Raw genomic sequence first — 17,614 nt, 5'->3', positions numbered from 1 at the left:
TAATCGTTCATGACCTATTTCAGGTATGCATTGATTGGCCTTTGGATGGGCACATTGGGGTGTGCTCATGCGCCTGTTATCCAGCAAAAGCCTGAACTAAAAAAGCTGAGCCGCGCTTTATTGGGTGCCGGCGATGTTATCGATGTTCGAATATTTGAAGAAAAAGAACTCTCAGGCCCACATCAAATAAGCTCAGAAGGCACCATCCGTTTGCCGCTGATCGGCACTTTGTTGGTGAGCGGCTTAGCACCTGAAGAGGCATCTGATCTGATCGCCAGCGAGTATAAGAAAAAATATTTAAAAAATCCTGAGGTAGCTGTTTTTGTTCAGCAATCTAACTCCCGAAAAATTTACCTGCTGGGCGAAGTGAAAACGCCTGGCCCTTATCCTTACGAAGATAATATGACGCTTATCGGCGCCATTGCTAAAGCTGGCGGCCCGACACCCCTGGCTGCTGCAAACCGCACCATTATTTCAAGGAGTGATAACGGCAGGCCCGTGAAGATGACGGCAAAGATGTCAGACATTGGGGCAGGGGAAGCGCCCGATCTGCCGGTCATGCCTGGTGATATTATCTTCGTTCCTCAAAGCCTTTTTTAAGCCCGGAGCCTGTTCATCGTGTCCGACAAAATTGATTTTTATCGCTACCTCCTATCGCTGAAGAAAAGATGGCCATTGGTTTTGACGATTTTCGTTACCGTGATGCTTTTAGGTGTGGTCTATACCTTAAGAAGCGAGCGGCTGTACAAATCATCTGCCACTTTGATCATCATGCCTCAGGCACCTCAAGTTTTAACCGGTGTTCAAGAAGTAAACCCAGTGGGCACGGCCAATAACTTTTGGGCTGAAGAAGCGCTCCTTCAAACCGAATATCAAATCATGTCGGGTCGGCAAATCCTCAAACGGGCGTTTGACCGCATGAATCTCGCCAAAACGGTTGGTAAAAATATCGACGCCGCAGACTATTTAGGCTCTTACGTCAGCATCGTCCCAGCAAAAAAAACACGCATCGTATCGGTAGAAGTTGTCCATCAGGACCCGAAATTTGCCACCACTTTGGCCAATACCATCGCCTCTGCCTACCTTGACTATAAAATCGAGCGCCGCCGCGAAGGCTCAGGCGAGGCAATCAACTGGCTGCAAATCCAACAGGAAGATCTGAAGAAAAAGCTCGAAATCTCCGAAAATAAGCTTTACGCCTACATGGAATCGCACGGCATTTTAAACGCCAGCTTGGAAAGCCAAATGGAAATGCTAAAAACACGCGTTGGCTTATTTGAAGGCAAACTGGCCGAAATCGAATCCCAAAAAATTGCCGGCAGAGTAGATGCCAACGCCTTATCCAGAGTGGCTAAAGAGCCCGCCCTGTTGGATTCGCTGGCCGACGTACAAAAGGCCCCAATGGTAGGCGAAATCAAAGCCAAGCTATTGGAGCTCAAAAGGCAAAACACCGAACTATCCGAAAGATATCTGCCTGAACACCCAAAAATCAAAACCCTACAAACCGAAATCACGGCACTGGAGCAGACCCTACGTGAAGAAATCGGCAACACGCTTACCATGCTGGAGCGCGAACAACGAACTTTGTTGTCAACAGAACAAGGCTTGAGAGAAGCCATCGCTACCCAAAGGCAGCAAGAAGCCTCTCTCAATAAAATCGGCCTCGATTATGGCCGATTAAAACGTGAGGTGGATACCAACACCAAGCTCTACGATTTGGTGGCCAATCGACTCAAAGAAATTGGCCTGACTGGTATGCTGCAAGCCAACAACGTCTCCCTACTAGATCAAGCAAGGATCCCGAGCGCTCCTTACAAACCAGATTGGAACACCAACATGATAGCGAGCCTCATGCTGGCACTCCTGTTAAGCGTTGGTATGGCACTGCTGTTGGAAATCATGGACCAAACTTTCAAGACCCAAGAAGATGTGGAGTCTTATCTGAAACTCCCGTTCTTAGGTGTGCTGCCTGCCATTCATTTGGAAAATAAAGCCTGGCGCAAAGACAAAACCAAACAAGAATTATTCGTCGAATCTAAGGACCGAGACTTGTATATTGCGACACATCCCAAAAGCATGGTCGCCGAGTGCTCAAGGGCCATTCGAACTAATTTGTTGTTCATGACGCCAGATAAACCATTCAAGAGTTTGCTGGTAAGCTCGTCTATGGCCGGCGAGGGCAAAACGACCACTGCTATCAACCTGGCGATCGCCATGGCGCAATCAGGCAGCAAGGTCATTTTGGTCGATGGCGATTTAAGGCGACCTCGGGTCCATAAGAGTTTCGATTTGAATAACGATGTCGGCCTATCAACCGTCATTGTAGATGAATGTGATTTGGACCGCAGCATTCACCATTCATCGATCCCCGGTTTAGACGTCCTAACCTGCGGGCCGGTACCGCCCAATCCGTCTGAGCTTTTGCATACCCAGAAATTCAAACAGGTCTTCGCAGAGCTGGAAACCCGTTATGACAAAATTATTTTCGACTCAGCCCCAGTCGGCGCGGTAACGGACCCCGTCATCTTAGGCGCTCTCGTAGACGGCGCACTATTGGTAATCAAAACCGGCGTCACCCACCGAGAAGCCACCCGCCGCGCCGTTCGCGCACTCCAAGACGCGCATGCCAATCTCTTCGGCGTTATCCTAAACGATTTCGACGCTCATAAAACGCAATATGGCTATTCATATGGTCGTTATTATTGGTACGGCCGTTATTATTACGGTCAATACGGTGATAAAAAACCCTACGGTGAAAGCGCCGCCTAGATCCGCCAAAATAGCTGCTGGGTGATACCATAGGCATGTCCCCCGACGATATAACCAAGTGGTACGCCTTGGCAGTTTACACGCGCCAGGAAAAAGCAGCTCATGAAGAAATAGCCAGCTTGGGCGTAGAATCCTTTCTCCCCACCCGCCAAACGAGAAAGTTGTGGAGCGATAGGATCAAGCAGTCAAGCGAGCCACTCTTCCCTGGCTACCTATTCGTCAATTTAGCTCTTACCGCCGAGCTGCGCGTTAAAATCATCCGCCTAAAACAAGTCCAAGATTTGGTAGGCAGACAAAAAGTAACCGGCGCCGGCAGCATGGCGATCCACATCCCGGACCAACAAATCGACAGCCTAAGACTATTGATAGGCTCGCAAAAAGTCCTGGAGCCCACCCAAAAACTCATCAAAGGCACACAAGTAAGAATCTCCCAAGGACCCCTAAAAGGAGCTCACGGCGTCATAGAACAAGAACCCACCGGCAGCCGTAGAATCATCGTCCAACTCCCACTCCTAGGCCGCGGCGTCAAAACAGAACTATCCGCCGACGACGTCCTCTCCTACGAAGAACTGGGCTTGAACTGAATCAGTCGAGCCTTCGGCTCTCATACGTGCGAGGGGTGTACGTTCCCCGGGTTCCGCTTCGCTGCACCCGGGGCTATATTCGGTGCCCGCTTCGCGGACAAACTGAAGGGCCTATTTGTCACCCCGGCCTCCGAGCCGGGGCCCAGAAACATCCGGTGTGTCTAGGTGGGATTTAATCAACCCCGTTTGAGGTGGCGTCCGCGAAGCGGACTTCGAATATAGCCGCAGGTGAAGCGAAGCGGAACCTGGGGTAGGCGCCACAACACCACCAGCGAGAGCCGAAGGCTCGGCTGACAAATTTGAAATAATTTGAAATCCATTATTGTTATAAGCGGATGGTTTGGAAATATCTCGGCTTTTATTTGCTTTTTTGTGGTTCTTCTATTGCTATCAATGTTCCAGATCGATGCGATACTTTAAACGATAGCTTAGACGCGGCTCAGGCGGAAGGAAGACGTTTATGGTTTTGGAGGTGTTTTCCAACTAGACGTAATCAAATGCAAGCACTGGATTGGCTCGAAAAATCTGAAAAAGGGTCTCCACTGTTATACCCATATTTTGGGATGGTGGATTCTATGGGGCGTGTCCACAACCCCCTCAATTGGTTTGCACCAACAAATAAAGACGCTGATTGCACTGTGCCGGACAATTATAACTCGTTATTTTTTTGTGCTGCTGGCTGTTACACACCCGAACAAAAACTGTGGTTCGTTGACGGACACATAGGCATTATGGATGCGTATGTCAGTAATATTTCAAAAATAATGGTTTTGGAGTCGGGTTCTTCCATTGATAATCTGACGTATAAAATTGGTGAGATTGCCTACTTCATTACCGATGCTGTGCCTGGAATCCAAAAGATACTTAATTTCAGCATGCTTTCTGGGGGCAAGCTTAAGGTGACGGGTAATCATCCTTTGATCGACGGGAAAGGTTATATGCGCGCAGCCAACACTTTTTCTACTAACGATCAATTAATTTTGGCTAGTGGTGCACTGGATCCCGTTGTTTCCATTGAGGAGACATCCTACGAAGGAAAGGTGTATAACGTCGAGACTGTATCAGAACACCTCGTGGAAAAAGTAGTTGTGGGCGAGGGCTACTTAAATGGATCCGTCTATTACCAAAATGAGGGCGTTAAATACTTAAATCGCCTTCTGTTACGCAGCGCAGCAATTCCAAAGGCATTAGTACAATGAAGTTATTACCCATTTTCTATCTGCTGGCCATTTTCATACTCTCGTGTTCTGATTCGTCCCCGCAGATTGAAAGGCTCGTTAGCGCACCGCACCAACCCATTAAGCCTGAAGTTGCTATTCCTCCAGAGTCAGACAGCTGCCGGGCAAATATGGGCGATCCCTTTAAATGCGTGAGAGAACGTTGCGCCAATATAGGCGGGGCTTACGATGCTGAGTTTAGCCTTTGCCGTTGCCCCAACACTTCTCAAGTATTTAGTGCTGCGAGAACCGGGGCATGCTTGGATTCTTCGGATATCCATACAACGTTCTTTTATATCGGATCGAATCGCGTAACGAGTGGTAAAAATATGCAGTTGCCGATTTTACCATTCGAAATCTTTCGAACGGAAGTACTACACGATTATAATAGTCAGTTAGCTCCATCTTTGAGAAGCAATCTGCTCATTTCTGAAATTCGCCTCACCCTTGATTATATTTCAAGAGGATTGGAAAGATATTATTGGGAGCCAGATTCCTCTAGATGGCCTAATATCATAGAACATCGGCCTCATGCTTCTTTGCCCGAATTGAACCTGCAACAGTACCCGTTTGTTGCTGAAGCCTGGCGGTACGTTCGAACACAGGTGAGAGACGCAAAACCCATTTCTAAGTTATTCACGGAAGATGGCTGCGCGGGTCACTGCATTATTGAGCAGCTTTATCCCCCGTTCAAGGGGCATAAGATTTCTGAAACTATTCAATATGCTGGTGGTGTTTCCGTCCGGAGGCAGGTTTACATTGAGAAAGATGTCAAGCTTCCTTACCACGAAGACTATGTCATAATTGAAGTTGACCCTTCATTATCTCCAAATCTGATTTATAAATTTAAGGTTTATATTGATTCAGCTTCCGGGGATCTCGTTAGAGAGGTACGAACGCACTCTCGCAGGGGAAAACTGCTTGATTCGGATAAACAAATCCTACAGCCGAACTTTAGAAGTGAGCTCGATTTACGTCATTCTGCAGAGCAGAAATCCACCAGCTCTGTCGTTGTATGCGATACCGGATTTCTACCTTCTAATGGGGTAAAGTTCCGTTTAGGTCCTTATTTGAACGAAAGCTTTTGGGGTTGGATGAGGCCAGCAAGTGGCCAGCGCCTGACGCTTGCTGATAAGCTCTCTGGAGTTATGTCTCTTGTCGAGATGAATTTGTTTAATCGGGAAGACCAAATGGTGGAACGTCACGGCGAATCGATTAGCCATCTTGCTACTGTGAATGCCCCATTGTCTGCAATTCCTATGAACCTAGAACAGTGTTTTTCTGATTACCTTAATTGGAAAGATGATGTGAAGGCACACGCCAAGGTAATTAACGTATCGGCTCTATTTTATTACGACAGTTTCTCATGCGAGAATGCATCCTTATTTGGAAATACGATTGGGGATCCGCAACAACCATTTCTTTGGGTTTTGGGAGCTGGAAATTCCCTTAAGCATGATTTAACAAGGATACACTCCACGTACTGTCCCCAATCTTTAGGGGGCCGGGACAATATCATTGTAGTCACTTCGGATGCTCTAAGGGCTAATAAAGGAAATGACTATGCAGACATTATGACTGACGGAAGTGGATATTTCTCGGATGAAAGCGGTACTTCTTATGCAGCCCCTCGCGTATCAAGAGTTGCAGCTATTCTGGCTTCCGAATTTCCAAGCTTAACAATAGCTGAAATCCGCAAAGCAATATTAGATGGGGCTCGCGTTCCCACACCCCGATTGCCTGTTAGGTCTGGTGGCTATTTAGATGAAGAAGGAGCAAGGCGTGTCGCGCAGAAGTTGGCAACTGCTATTTAGCTTTGGCTTAGTGCTGCTGGTGGTTGTTGTTAGCTGGTTAAGCTTTCACAAGCATGCAGACTTAGCCGGGCCGGTATCGCTAATCCCGCCACTTTCAACCACTTTGGAGGTGGTTTCCACCATGTCTCTCCGCGAGCCAATCGTGGAAAAGCCAATGTTGGATTTTGATCACTTTCGTTCGAAAGTTTTGCTAAGCGCTGATGAAAAAGCTCGGCTGAATGAAATCTTATCTGATGGAAGCCAAATATCTTCTAGTCACGAGATTTTGAAGTCATTTGGTTCGGCTGACTCAGATCGAATCGTGGCTATCGATTATCTTGAAAAGGCCGTTGCTTGGAAACAAAATCCGAGTCGAAGTCTGGTGCTGGCTGTCCTGAAAGATATTTTAATAACCGACAATCTCCATAAGATTGCAGATCTGGACATACGCAGATCTTATGCTGGCGACAAAATAGAACTCTATCAACTTATTAAAGTTCATGCTCCGGAAACATTGAAGGAGTTTGAGCAGCTGCCTAATGATAGCCGTATCGCCAAGCTAATTTTGTTCTCCGAGGGATTTTTCGGTCGCCTGTAATAGTTGGGGCATGCATGAAATGCCTGTTGATTCTATTGTGCTGTTTGTCTGCTTTGGCAGGTGAATTGATGACTACCCGGAGCTTTAACCCCCTTCTTGGCCAGGGTTACAACAGTGAGCGTCAAAGCTTGGCCGGTGAATGTGTGACGGGTGACGTGGTTTTGGAAGGGAGACCCGAGGCTTCCATTTCTTACTCAACTTCAATCAGTGAACAACAACTTGCTTCTGAGCTTGGTTTTGAAGTAGGTGCTAAAGCTCGGCTAGGCCTATTGGCGGCCAGCGCTTCCACCAATTTCTATAACGCGTCTAAATCTGACGAATTCTCTATATCTGCGATCTATACCGGCAGCTATTTTTTCAAGAATCGTGTCCTTAGGCACCCGAAGGTGCTGCGTGACATTAGAAATGCTGAACGTTGGCGCGAAGGTTGCGGAGATGAATTTGTGGTTCAACAAACGTTGGGCGCCAAACTATTTTTTTCTATTCGAATTGATTTCCTAAACGAACAGGAAAAGAATTCTTTTGCCGCACGATTTAGTTTCGATGCCCCGTTTGCCTCTGCAAGCGCTGAGGTCGAAAGAGCTACGACTTCCTTAAGTAAGCGAACAAAAGTGACGATTAATGTTTTGCAGCTTGGTGGGCATGTTGATCGAGTTACAGAAATTTTTGGAAACAAAGACCAGTCAGCCTATCAGGTCGTGCAGTGTTCGAGTGGCCAATTTGAGCACTGCAAAGCGGTTCTTGAAAAAGCTGTTGAGTACGCCACGAATACTAGAACAGGTTTTCCTGCTCAAATTAAAGCGAGCGCTGCAATTTTGTCTAGCACCACCCAGGATTATCGGGCGGCAGATATTCACATAGAAATGACCCCGGAGCTCAGTCAGCAGATTAAATTGGTGCGGAAACGATTGTCAGAAAAATATGACGAAGTTTATACGCAATATATGCAGGTAAGACGTTTGGTTCGTGAAAGCGTTGTTAGGGTTAGCTCGCGTCAGCGGACGCATTTTTTGCGAATGGAAAACTCTCTATTTGATTCCCTACGCGAAATCACCGAAGCCAGCTTATTATGCTTTAATTCGCCTAGAGACTGCTCCTCAGCCTATGCCGACATCCGTGATGTAACTTACCTGGAGAAAGACTTTAAAGTAGATTTTGAGACCTTCGCTCAATATTGCGATTTGGGACAATCTCCTCAATCGTCAAAACCTTTGGCAAGTACCATTGCTGCTTTGGTGCAGTCTGCGCGTAAGTTGGATCCGATTTCTCTTAATTCAGATGACGTTTGCTATGCAGCTGAACAGGTTTTAATGAGGCAGGCGTCGCTGTCCATTTGGAGTGACAAAACCTTGGATTTACGTCCTTTCAGTGTCTTCACGAACCTAAAATATCTTGAGCTGAAAAATAGCCAGACTGCTGATCTATCGCCTTTGTCTTCGTTAAGTTTGGACCGTCTTGATATGAGGTATGTGCATCTGCATGCGCGTTGCCCGTTTGCTAATGCGGCTAAATGCATTCGTGCGGACTTTAGAGATAAGATATTCTCATCGCCCATTCCCAGGACTGTCAGCGTTCCTCGCATTTCTCATGCGGCGGTGCTGCTAAATGGAGGTGATATATTTATTTCAGGAGGCCAGTTTATTGACAAGGGGCCTTCCGACGAACTTTATACGGCTGGGAATGGAAAATTTGCCTTAAATCATGCTCAAAGTTTTTCTCGTTACTACCATACGGCCACACGCTTGCTAAGCGGGGATGTGCTTTTGGTGGGGGGGTACGGGGCATTGCAGTCCGCTGAGCTATTTTTGGATAGTTCACGAAGTTTTTTCGGATTGTCTCATCAACCGTTGGTTAATCGAGCGCACCACACTGCCACTCTGTTGCCAGATGGGCGGGTTTTATTGGCGGGTGGTTGGTCTGGGCCAGCCGGTGTGATTGTTGGTAACGATCAGACGCCGTCGGCCGAAATCTTCGATCCTGCAGCGGGTAGATTCATGCAGGTTGCTCCGATGAGTTTGGCTCGAGCTGGGCATAGGGCAACTTTACTGCCGGGTAATAGGGTGCTGATTTCGGGTGGTTTTGGCATTACCGGGCTACTTTCATCGGCAGAAATTTATGATGTTGCCCATAATCGATGGTCTCTGGTTGGTCCTATGAGCCATAAGAGGGCGGAACATACGGCGACTACTTTAAGAGATGGGCGCGTTCTGATTGCTGGTGGCTACAACGACCAGGCGGAGTTTTTCGACCCGGGCACGGAGCGATTTTCTCACTTGTTAACTTTGATGACAGAGGCTCGAGGGGAGCATCAAGCAGCTTTGCTTTCAGATGGCCGAGTAGCGATTTTTGGTGGAAGGCGTGATGCGACGGTTCAAGTAGGATGGGATGATGAGAAAGTGCCCGGAGTTAGTAAGACCATTGAGATCTTCGATCCTGCATCCGGGATTTTTACCAGAAGTGAGCAAAATATGGCCGTTCCGCGGGCTGAATTCTCTGCCACTTTTATAGGCAATGACAAAATATTGGTTATGGGCGGCCTTGGGGGATTGGCAGCGTACTCCGCAGAGTTGCTGCATTACTTTTCTGAAACCAAGACTCGAAAACCTACCACCGATGATAAGCCGGGTGCCCTTCTTTTACGCTAACAAAAGTACCCCGGCAGGTGGCAGTCACTTGCCCGTTCGATTCTAGGCTAGCCTCCACCACAGCTTTGCGGTCGCTGGCCTCCACAACATGTGCTCTGATGGTGAGCGGCCCTGTCATGGGTGTGGGGGCGAGCAGTTTAACCGCGTATTCAGCCGTGACCGTGCATGGGGGAGCGTCCAAATGATTGCGCTCCATCAAATGGTGAGCCGCGGTCCAGTTGCTGTGGCAGTCTAAAAGTGTGCCGCAGATGCCGCCGCTGAGCATGTTTTCGAAAGCGGCATGGTGCGGCTTTGGATGGAATTCGGCGATAACTTCATCGGGGCCTGGCTCGCTTTTGATTTGTAGGCCTTGTTTGTTGGCTGGGCCGCAACCGAAGCAGATGCTATGGGGCGCGTATTTGTCTTGCAAGTTGGACATAGGGTTCCTCTCCGCTGGCCTTGAATTCTTTGGCCAGAAAAGAATAACAGGCCACGTCGAAAAATCGACCCAAAAAGTGATGGCCTTCTCGCTCGATGCCTTCGAAGGAATAGCCCAGCTTTTCAGCCAGGGCTCTGCTGCGGAGGTTGTGGGTGTCGCAGAGGATTTCGATGCGGTTTAGGGAGTATTCTCTGAAAGCATAAGTCATCATGGCTTGAACGGACTGTTTTACCAGACCCTTGCCTTGATGAGCTTCGGAGATCCAGTAGCCGATTTCGACTTGTTTGTGGGTCCAGTTGATTTCATGGAAGCCAATGACACCAACCAGCTCGTCTGCAAGCCATATGCCTGCGTCAAAGGACTTATTATGTCTGTTTTTATGAATAGACTGAGAGATAAAATTATCTGCGTCTGACTGGGATTTTAAATTATGAGCCCACTCAAACCAGTTTTTTAAATAGTCTATATTTTTATTAATAAGTTCAAAAAGGGGCTCGCTATGATCGGGTGCTAGCATGCGTAAGCGCAGGGGCATAACCGATTCTACAAAAAATGGGCATTGAAAATCAAACAAAGGGTGTCTAAAGAAAGGCAGTGACTTTAGAAAAGCCCAATTCCCACATAAAACTAATTCAGTTTTCGCTTCTGAGCATGTGCATTATCGCGAGTTATGGCTTTGCCAGACCTGTGACCGACAGTCTGTTTTTAAAGCATCACGGCGCGCAAAATTTGCCTTTGGTTTATTTGTTGTCACCTTTTGTGACTGCACTGGCGATTGGATTTTACAATCATTTTAACGTTAAATATTCTTTGCTGCGATTGCTTGGTTGCGCCGCTATTATCAGTATTTTGGTGATGTTGATTTGTTTGTGGATGTATGAGCTTCGATTGCCTGGATCAGTTTACATGCTTTACGTTTGGCGTGAAGTTTACATGGTGTTGCTGGTCGAGATTTTCTGGAGCTTGGCGGATACGCTTTTTAACCTTAAATCTGCACGCCGCTCCTATGGGCTGGTGCTGGCCATTGGCTCGATTGGTGGATTTAGTAATTTGATGGTTGGGGTGCTGGCCGATCATTTTGGCACTTCGATGGCGTTGCTTGGCGTGGTGCCTTGTCTTGGGACCTGTGCGCTGCTCACTTGGGTGTTTTCGAAAAATTTACTGGTTAAGCCGGTAGTGGTTGACGCTCAAAAGCGGGCGGTTGGCCTGAAAGCGTTGTCGGTTGTCAAAAATAGCCATTATTTGCTGCCTTTGTTGTTCTTGATCGCGATTGTGCAAATCTCGGTTTCGTTGATTGATTTGCAGTGGAACACTTTCTTGGAAGCAACTTATACGGATACGGACGTTCGCACGGGTATTATTGGTAAGATTCATACCGTTGACAATGTTTTGGCTGCGTTTCTGCAGTTTTTTGCGGGCTATATTATCAAGCTTTTAGGCATGGGTGGCGTTTTTGTGGGCATTCCGGTGTTTTTGTCTGTGTTTGTTTGTAGCTTTATTGGCAGCCCACGATTTATGGGTGCGGCGATTTTGAAGATTTCTAGCAAGATGTTTGACTATTCTTTGTTCAGGGCTTCCAAAGAAATGCTTTATATTCCGCTTAGTCATGCCGAAAAAACGCAAGGAAAGGCGCTCATTGATATCTTGGTTTATCGAATTGCCAAGAGCAGTGCGGCCTTGTTAATGATTTTTATGCTCACTTTTGGGCTTGCAGCTTATAGTATGCATTTGGTTTTGGCCCTGATGGTAGGCTGGATTTTATTGGCTGGATTGATTGTGAAGCGCTACAAATCTGTTGTATCGTTATATAATGAGGAAGCCTAACCCGTCCATTGCTATAGCTGGTAGCTCAGGATTTTTGGGTCAGGCTCTTGCCAAAGCGCTCACACTTCATGGGGCCGAGGTTAAAAGGCTGATTCGCTCTCAGCCAAGTCAGGGTACTTCCAAAGAAGTTTATTGGAATCCTTCATCGGGACATATCGAACGGGTAGGGCTTGAAGGGGTTGATATTGTTATCAACCTCGCAGGGGCCCCAATCGCTGATAAACGCTGGACGCCGCGTCAAAAAGAGCTGCTAATTCAAAGCCGGATTCAATCGACCGAACTGCTATCTAAAACATTGGCTAAGCTGAAAACGCCTCCTAAATTGTTTCTTTCTGCTTCTGCGGTGGGGTATTATGGCACGGATGATCATAAAGTATTTGATGAAAGCAGTCCTCATGGAGATGATTTTTTGGCAAGTCTCTGTGTGGCTTGGGAAGAAGCAACACGGCAAGCACAAGAAAAAGGAATCCAAACGATCCACTTAAGAAGCGCGCCTGTTTTGGGCACTGAAGGTGGTGTTTTAAAAGGCATGTTGCCGTTTTTTAAAACCGGCCTTGGTGCTTATATTGCTTCCGGAAACCAGCCTATAAGCTGGATATCTTTAGCTGACTGGATTGCTGCAGTCGAATTTCTGATTTTTAAAAGCCCAACCACGGGTCCGGTCAATTTAACCTCACCGAACCCTGTGACCAATCGCGAATTTTCTGAGACTTTGGCTAAGGTGCTCAAAAGGCCTTGTAAGCTCAATATGCCCGAATCGCTGATTGTGTGGCGCTATGGCGAAATGGCAAAAACCATGCTCGTTGAAGGCGCGAAAGTACAGCCCAAAAAACTGCTGGAGATGGGGTTCGAGTTTGAGTACCCAACCCTGCAAAAAGCTTTGGCTGCGATTTTAACCTAGCGCCGAAGAGGCCTAACCCATTTGGTATAGTGCGACGGTTTTAGTGAGAATTCATGCACTTGTTTGACGATCTCTGAAATCGGCCTGAACTCTTCCCACGAAATCCTGAGCACGCGCACGCCCGCTTGTTCCATTTCAACGACAAACTGGTCGTAATGCTCTTTCAACGATCTGAGATAATCTAAATCGATCGCGTTTTCCATGCTTCGACCGCGAGAGTGAATGCGCTTAATGGCAGTTTCTGGTTTGCAGTCTAGATAAATTAAAAGCTGCGGAAAAACGAGCTCTCTTAAAACCATGTTATCAAACAGATCTAGATAAGTATTATAATCGAGATCGCTGATTATTTTATCAGGATGATGATTGAGCATTCGGGCAAAAATGGTATCTTCCCAAATGGTTCGATCTTGCACCACGCCTTTGATTTTACCCAAACTGATTCGATTGACAAACTCGCGATGCTGACGAAAACGCTGATTTAACAGCCAGATCTGCATCATGGTGCCGTATTCTTTCATGTCTTCGTAAAAATGATTTAAATAAGGGTTGCCATCGACCTCTTCGAGAACAGGCTCAAATTCTAAAGCTTTGGCAAGCTCTTCGGTGAGCGTAGATTTCCCAACGCCGATCGTACCGGCAATTCCAATATATCCTTCAGCAAACATATAAGAGGCTTATATCAGGATAAATTCAATTTTGGAGATTTACTTGGATGGCTTTTAACCTGTATGAAGTATTTTATGCACAGTCGTCAATTTTTGCAGGGCCATTTGGAAGAATCCGGGCTTAATCCAGACCCGATGCAGCAGTTTGTAAAATGGTTCTTGGACGCCAAAAACTTAGAGCCCATGATGCCCGATGCGATGACTTTAGCTACCGTGGATGCGGACGGTATGCCAGACGCACGCATCGTATTGGTCAAGGACCCGGGCGAGCGAGGCATCAACTTCTTTACCAATTATAATAGCCATAAAGCTCACCAGCTCGAAAGTTGTCCAAAGGCCGCAGGCGTATTTTGGTGGCCAGAGCTGGAGCGCCAGGTCCGCCTACGCGGCCAGGTCAGCAAACTTTCGGCGGAAGACTCAGCCGCTTATTTTGCCCAGCGGCCCAGGGGCAGTCAACTTGGCGCCTGGTGCTCACCTCAGAGTCAGACCCTAGAAAACCGCGAAGACCTTGAGTTGCAATATCAGCGGCTGGAAATAGAATACGAAGGAAAACAAATCCCAAGGCCAGATTTTTGGGGCGGCTATTTATTAAAACCTTTCCATTTTGAATTCTGGCAGGGCCGAAATAACCGCCTTCATGATCGCTTTAGCTACGACCTAAAAGGCAGGCAATGGACGATAAGCCGCCTGGCGCCTTAATAAAAGCAAGCTTGCGAAATTACTCGGGGCGCTAGATAACCGTAGTGCCGAATCATTTCAGGGCAGTAGGATTTATCAACCGGGCAGGTGAAGCCTGCCTTTTTAATTCGGGCGTGAACCTGCTCTGTCACTTCTTCATTGCGATAGAAGCTGCAGTTTAAACCCTCGTCCCAAGCTGCATTCGCGTAATCCATCCAGTCGAAACGTTTTACCTGGGTCCACTTGTTATTTTGGCAAGTGAAATAAGGATCATCGCCTTTTGCTAGACTTGACCAGAATTGATACCCGTCTAAGTTGGCTGACAAATCCCCGTAGGAATATACGGCTGTGGTCATGAGGCCATAGTAGGTTCTTTCAGTCATTTCCCCAAAGCGCATGCCGTCTTCGAGCGAGAACGATCGATAATAGTCGAAGCCTTGATCAATGAAATGACCGAACTTGTCGGATCCAATATAGAGATTCCCGAATCGCATCAAAAATCCTAGCCGCGCTAAATAGAGCGCAACGCCATCGACCAAACAGATATCTTGGTAAACTGATTCGCATCTAGGCAGAGTGCGTTTGTCTAAGATGGTAGAATGCTCGATTTCACCTTCGACCTTGGACCAGGCCAAGCCACCGGTGAGGCCGTGCAAAGTGTCTTCGAATTTTTTGGCATCGCAGGAGCCGGCGCGATTCATCTTTGCCACGGCGCTGTCTAAATAGCGCTGCATCATGGCGTTCATTTCGGCGGTGCCATCTTTGAGCGTTTTATCTCGAAGCGTGAAGCTGTCTATTTCTGTTGAACTTAAGGTGCCGCAAAAAATAAAGGAAGCAATGAGGATGTGACGCATAACAAAAATATCAAGTTGGGCTCAAAATTGGCGCGCTCCTTGCATTGTGAGGCTTGTGAGGGTAAATCTGCTTATTTCCGGAGCTATTTGTTATGCCTGATTTTATTCAAACCATGTTTTGGCCCTTTGTGGCTTGCCTGCTGCTGGCGGGGATTCACGTCTATTTGGGCATTCATGTGCTGGCGCGTCAGGTTGTTTTTGTGGATTTGGCTTTGGCGCAGGTAGCCGCTTTAGGCTCGGTGGTCGGGATTTTGTTAGGCGTTGCCCCGAAGTTGTCCGCACTGGTTTTTGCTATTTGCGGCGCAATTTTATTGGTGATCACCAAAGCGAAAGAACGTCATGTTTCTCAAGAAGCTTATATCGGCATCTTTTATGCAGTCGCTTTGGCCGCCACCATTTTAGCGAGCAGTGGGCTTCCTCATGGTGCGGATGAGCTTCGGGAACTTTTTTCCGGAAACATTTTATGGGTTGAGCCTGAAACGCTCGGCTTTGCTGCGATTTTATACGCGGCGATTGGGCTGTTTCACTGGGTTTTCAGAAAACAATTTTTCAAAGCTTCGTTTGAAGCTGGCAAGCTGAGTTATTTTTGGGATTTCGCTTTTTACTGCAGTTTTGCCTTGGTGGTAACAAGCTCCGTTGAAATCGCCGGTGTTTTATTGGTCTTTTGCTATTTGGTCATCCCGGCGGTTATCGCGACCATTTTGGTGAAAAATCTAGCCGCCAGGTTGTGGGTGGGATGGACCGTCGGGGCTTTGGTTAGCTTTGTCGGGGTAGTTATCTCCTACTATGGCGATTTACCATCGGGCCCAACCATTGTTTTGTGTTTTGCGGCTTTTTTACTGATGGCTTTAGGAGTTCAGACATGTCGAACCAAACAGATGTCCTAGTCATCGGAGCTGGCGCAGCCGGCGCGGTGGCGGCTGCTAGAGCGAAAGAACGGGGGCTTGAGGTCCGATGGATCGCTAAATCCACCGGTGCCAGTGGATACTCTTCGGGGGCTGTTGATATCTTGAAGCCCGCTGAGTCCGAGCAAGCTGACGCAGCGAAAGCATTCGCCCTGTTTCAAACGCTCACTGCCGAGTTGTTTTTGATGGAGACGAGTAAAGCGATCACTCAGATGGGTGCTGTGAAAAAGTGCTTCATGGTGCAAAAATCTCAAGCCTTCGATTTGAACAAGTTGTCTGGCGAGCAAATCCTTGGCGTTGCTGAGTTTACAGGGTTAAACAGTTTCGAAGCCGCGCCAGTTGCCAAAATGCTTTGCGAGCAGGGCTTTAGAGCCAAGCCGCTGGTGGTAGAGTTTAAGCCCAAAGATCAAGAATCCTGGACCAGCTTCTTAAACTTCGCTAAGAATTTTGATGATGCAGGTGAGCAAGCGCGTTGCTTGGCTGCGATAGGTGGCACCGCCCAAGGCTTTTCGCACCTGCTTTTCCCAGCGGCGCTCGGTTTAAAATCGCCGGGCAGGTTTTTAGAAAATTTAGCGAAGCAGTCGGGGTGTATGGGCAGCGAGTTATTAGGCCAGTCGCATTCGATCCCAGGCCTGCGCCTTGGAAATGCCTTGAGCCGGGGCGTCCAGATTGATTCTTTGGCAGGTTTTCAACGCGAAGCCTATCGTGTTACCGAAGTGACATTGACCAGCGGTGAAAAATTAGCGCCTAAGCAGATAATCCTGGCCACTGGTCGGTTTCTGAGCGGTGGTTTTGTCGATAAACGCGAAGTTCTGTTTGGTCTACCCATTCAAGGCGATCCCTTATTTTCGCGTGGCTTAAAAGTGGACCATCAACAAAGGCCGCTAGATCAGTTTGGCGAATTATATGCGCTTAATCTTATCGCCGCAGGCTCAAGCATTGGAGGCTATGATCCGCTCACTGATGGCGGCCTAGCCCGAGCAATCTTAAGCGGCTATCGCGCTGGAGAATTATGTTAATCGATACCCATTGCCATGTAGAAAATTTGGAAGTGTTGCAACGCGCCCGAGAAAGCGGCGTTGAGCGCTTTATCAATATTGGTTGTGACATAGCCAGCTCGAGCGATGCTCAGGCATTCGGGATGCTTCAATCAGACGTTTACTTTTCAGCCGGCATCCACCCTCACGAAGCGTCAAAAGTAGAGCCTGATTATCTGGAAAAAATTCGGTCCATGGCCAGCGATCCAAAATGCGTTGGCATCGGCGAATGCGGCCTAGATTATTATTACGACCACTCCGACCGAGAGAGTCAAAGCCGAGTTTTTAAGGCTCAAATAGCACTAGCCAGAGAACTCACAAAGCCCCTAATTATCCACGTCCGAGACGCTTACGAAGACTGCCTCTCGTTTTTATCTGAGCAGACGGGTGGATTTACCGTCATCCACTGCTTCTCCGGCAACAGAGACCACGCCAAAGCATTCCTAAACCTAGGTTGCTATCTCTCGATCTCCGGCATCGTCACCTTCAAAAACGCTGACGAGCTCCGGATGGTTGTCAGGGAAACCCCGCTGGATAAGCTCTTGATCGAAACAGACGCGCCCTTTCTCACCCCGATCCCCCACCGCGGTAAGCCCAATGAGCCAGCCTTCGTCCGACTAGTCGCTCAAAAAATAGCCGAGCTTAAAGAAATAGATTTAGCCCAAGTGATCGAGCAAACCGGCAAAAACGCGCTGCAGATTTTTTGGCCACAATCCTAGTCTCGAA

Annotated in this window: 17 protein-coding genes; 13 read left to right on the top strand and 4 right to left on the bottom strand. The window is 47.7% G+C overall.

Annotation, left to right across the window (positions count from 1 at the left end):
* Nucleotides 1–9 precede the first annotated feature (9 nt).
* The 7 genes from V4534_07455 (at nt 10) to V4534_07425 (ending at nt 9,606) form a co-directional block, all read left to right on the top strand.
* A complete protein-coding gene (locus V4534_07455; GenBank protein MES2504696.1) occupies nt 10–600 on the top strand; it encodes a polysaccharide biosynthesis/export family protein in 591 nt (196 codons plus the stop codon).
* Between the two features lie 18 nt (nt 601–618).
* Entirely contained in the window at nt 619–2,769 is a 2,151-nt protein-coding gene (locus V4534_07450) for a polysaccharide biosynthesis tyrosine autokinase (protein ID MES2504695.1), read from the top strand.
* A gap of 35 nt (nt 2,770–2,804) precedes the next feature.
* Nucleotides 2,805–3,353: a UpxY family transcription antiterminator gene (locus V4534_07445; protein ID MES2504694.1), complete on the top strand. Its 549-nt coding sequence runs from the start codon at nt 2,805–2,807 to the stop codon at nt 3,351–3,353.
* Nucleotides 3,354–3,688: 335 nt separating this feature from the next.
* Nucleotides 3,689–4,552, top strand: coding sequence for a hypothetical protein (locus V4534_07440; protein ID MES2504693.1), 864 nt, complete (start codon nt 3,689–3,691; stop codon nt 4,550–4,552).
* The gene (locus V4534_07435) at nt 4,549–6,384 is read left to right on the top strand and encodes a S8 family serine peptidase (GenBank protein MES2504692.1); all 1,836 of its coding nucleotides are present in this window, start codon (nt 4,549–4,551) and stop codon (nt 6,382–6,384) included. The genes V4534_07440 and V4534_07435 overlap by 4 nt, the downstream gene beginning before the upstream one ends.
* Nucleotides 6,353–6,961: a hypothetical protein gene (locus V4534_07430; protein MES2504691.1), complete on the top strand. Its 609-nt coding sequence runs from the start codon at nt 6,353–6,355 to the stop codon at nt 6,959–6,961. Before V4534_07435 ends, V4534_07430 begins: the two co-directional genes overlap by 32 nt.
* Nucleotides 6,962–7,029: 68 nt before the next feature.
* Nucleotides 7,030–9,606, top strand: coding sequence for a kelch repeat-containing protein (locus V4534_07425; GenBank protein MES2504690.1), 2,577 nt, complete (start codon nt 7,030–7,032; stop codon nt 9,604–9,606).
* Here V4534_07425 and V4534_07420 read toward each other — a convergent pair.
* The gene (locus tag V4534_07420) at nt 9,566–10,024 is read right to left on the bottom strand and encodes a PaaI family thioesterase (GenBank protein ID MES2504689.1); all 459 of its coding nucleotides are present in this window, start codon (nt 10,022–10,024) and stop codon (nt 9,566–9,568) included. The genes V4534_07425 and V4534_07420 overlap by 41 nt on opposite strands.
* A complete protein-coding gene (locus V4534_07415) occupies nt 9,990–10,559 on the bottom strand; it encodes a GNAT family protein (protein MES2504688.1) in 570 nt (189 codons plus the stop codon). The genes V4534_07420 and V4534_07415 overlap by 35 nt, the downstream gene beginning before the upstream one ends.
* Before the next feature lie 116 nt (nt 10,560–10,675).
* On the opposite strand from V4534_07415, the gene V4534_07410 reads away from it, so the two are divergent.
* Nucleotides 10,676–11,848: an Npt1/Npt2 family nucleotide transporter gene (locus V4534_07410; protein ID MES2504687.1), complete on the top strand. Its 1,173-nt coding sequence runs from the start codon at nt 10,676–10,678 to the stop codon at nt 11,846–11,848.
* A complete protein-coding gene (locus tag V4534_07405; protein ID MES2504686.1) occupies nt 11,835–12,749 on the top strand; it encodes a TIGR01777 family oxidoreductase in 915 nt (304 codons plus the stop codon). Before V4534_07410 ends, V4534_07405 begins: the two co-directional genes overlap by 14 nt.
* Here the strand turns inward: V4534_07405 and V4534_07400 are convergent.
* Nucleotides 12,746–13,414 (bottom strand): deoxynucleoside kinase, encoded by a 669-nt coding sequence (locus V4534_07400; protein ID MES2504685.1) that lies wholly within the window; start codon nt 13,412–13,414, stop codon nt 12,746–12,748. The genes V4534_07405 and V4534_07400 overlap by 4 nt on opposite strands.
* Nucleotides 13,415–13,477: 63 nt before the next feature.
* Between V4534_07400 and pdxH the strand changes: the two genes are divergently transcribed.
* On the top strand, nt 13,478–14,113 hold the full coding sequence (gene pdxH, locus V4534_07395; protein MES2504684.1) for a pyridoxamine 5'-phosphate oxidase: 636 nt from the start codon (nt 13,478–13,480) through the stop codon (nt 14,111–14,113).
* Here pdxH and V4534_07390 read toward each other — a convergent pair.
* Complete coding sequence (locus tag V4534_07390; GenBank protein MES2504683.1) at nt 14,110–14,946, bottom strand: hypothetical protein; 837 nt, start codon at nt 14,944–14,946, stop codon at nt 14,110–14,112. The two genes, pdxH and V4534_07390, sit on opposite strands and share 4 nt — an antisense overlap.
* A gap of 92 nt (nt 14,947–15,038) precedes the next feature.
* Between V4534_07390 and V4534_07385 the strand changes: the two genes are divergently transcribed.
* Genes V4534_07385 through V4534_07375 form a run of 3 tightly spaced genes read left to right on the top strand, consistent with a single transcriptional unit; the run spans nt 15,039 to nt 17,607 of the window.
* On the top strand, nt 15,039–15,833 hold the full coding sequence (locus V4534_07385) for a metal ABC transporter permease (protein ID MES2504682.1): 795 nt from the start codon (nt 15,039–15,041) through the stop codon (nt 15,831–15,833).
* Nucleotides 15,809–16,870 (top strand): FAD-binding protein, encoded by a 1,062-nt coding sequence (locus V4534_07380; protein ID MES2504681.1) that lies wholly within the window; start codon nt 15,809–15,811, stop codon nt 16,868–16,870. Before V4534_07385 ends, V4534_07380 begins: the two co-directional genes overlap by 25 nt.
* Nucleotides 16,864–17,607, top strand: coding sequence for a TatD family hydrolase (locus tag V4534_07375; protein ID MES2504680.1), 744 nt, complete (start codon nt 16,864–16,866; stop codon nt 17,605–17,607). Before V4534_07380 ends, V4534_07375 begins: the two co-directional genes overlap by 7 nt.
* Nucleotides 17,608–17,614 lie beyond the last annotated feature (7 nt).

This window comes from Myxococcota bacterium (assembly GCA_040387835.1).
GTDB lineage: Bacteria > Myxococcota > UBA727 > UBA727 > JABDBI01 > JAZKCZ01.
Note: the sequence above shows the minus strand (reverse complement) of the source record. Positions and strands in the feature narration are given on the sequence as shown.

Coding starts and splice junctions, on each gene's coding strand:
- V4534_07415 (MES2504688.1), bottom strand. CDS start 10,559: ATGCCCCTGCGCTTACGCATGCTAGCACCCGATCATAGCGAGCCCCTT.
- V4534_07440 (MES2504693.1), top strand. CDS start 3,689: ATGGTTTGGAAATATCTCGGCTTTTATTTGCTTTTTTGTGGTTCTTCT.
- V4534_07390 (MES2504683.1), bottom strand. CDS start 14,946: ATGCGTCACATCCTCATTGCTTCCTTTATTTTTTGCGGCACCTTAAGT.
- V4534_07455 (MES2504696.1), top strand. CDS start 10: ATGACCTATTTCAGGTATGCATTGATTGGCCTTTGGATGGGCACATTG.
- pdxH (MES2504684.1), top strand. CDS start 13,478: ATGAAGTATTTTATGCACAGTCGTCAATTTTTGCAGGGCCATTTGGAA.
- V4534_07420 (MES2504689.1), bottom strand. CDS start 10,024: ATGTCCAACTTGCAAGACAAATACGCGCCCCATAGCATCTGCTTCGGT.
- V4534_07400 (MES2504685.1), bottom strand. CDS start 13,414: ATGTTTGCTGAAGGATATATTGGAATTGCCGGTACGATCGGCGTTGGG.
- V4534_07410 (MES2504687.1), top strand. CDS start 10,676: ATGTGCATTATCGCGAGTTATGGCTTTGCCAGACCTGTGACCGACAGT.
- V4534_07445 (MES2504694.1), top strand. CDS start 2,805: ATGTCCCCCGACGATATAACCAAGTGGTACGCCTTGGCAGTTTACACG.
- V4534_07405 (MES2504686.1), top strand. CDS start 11,835: ATGAGGAAGCCTAACCCGTCCATTGCTATAGCTGGTAGCTCAGGATTT.
- V4534_07380 (MES2504681.1), top strand. CDS start 15,809: ATGTCGAACCAAACAGATGTCCTAGTCATCGGAGCTGGCGCAGCCGGC.
- V4534_07435 (MES2504692.1), top strand. CDS start 4,549: ATGAAGTTATTACCCATTTTCTATCTGCTGGCCATTTTCATACTCTCG.
- V4534_07425 (MES2504690.1), top strand. CDS start 7,030: ATGACTACCCGGAGCTTTAACCCCCTTCTTGGCCAGGGTTACAACAGT.
- V4534_07375 (MES2504680.1), top strand. CDS start 16,864: ATGTTAATCGATACCCATTGCCATGTAGAAAATTTGGAAGTGTTGCAA.
- V4534_07385 (MES2504682.1), top strand. CDS start 15,039: ATGCCTGATTTTATTCAAACCATGTTTTGGCCCTTTGTGGCTTGCCTG.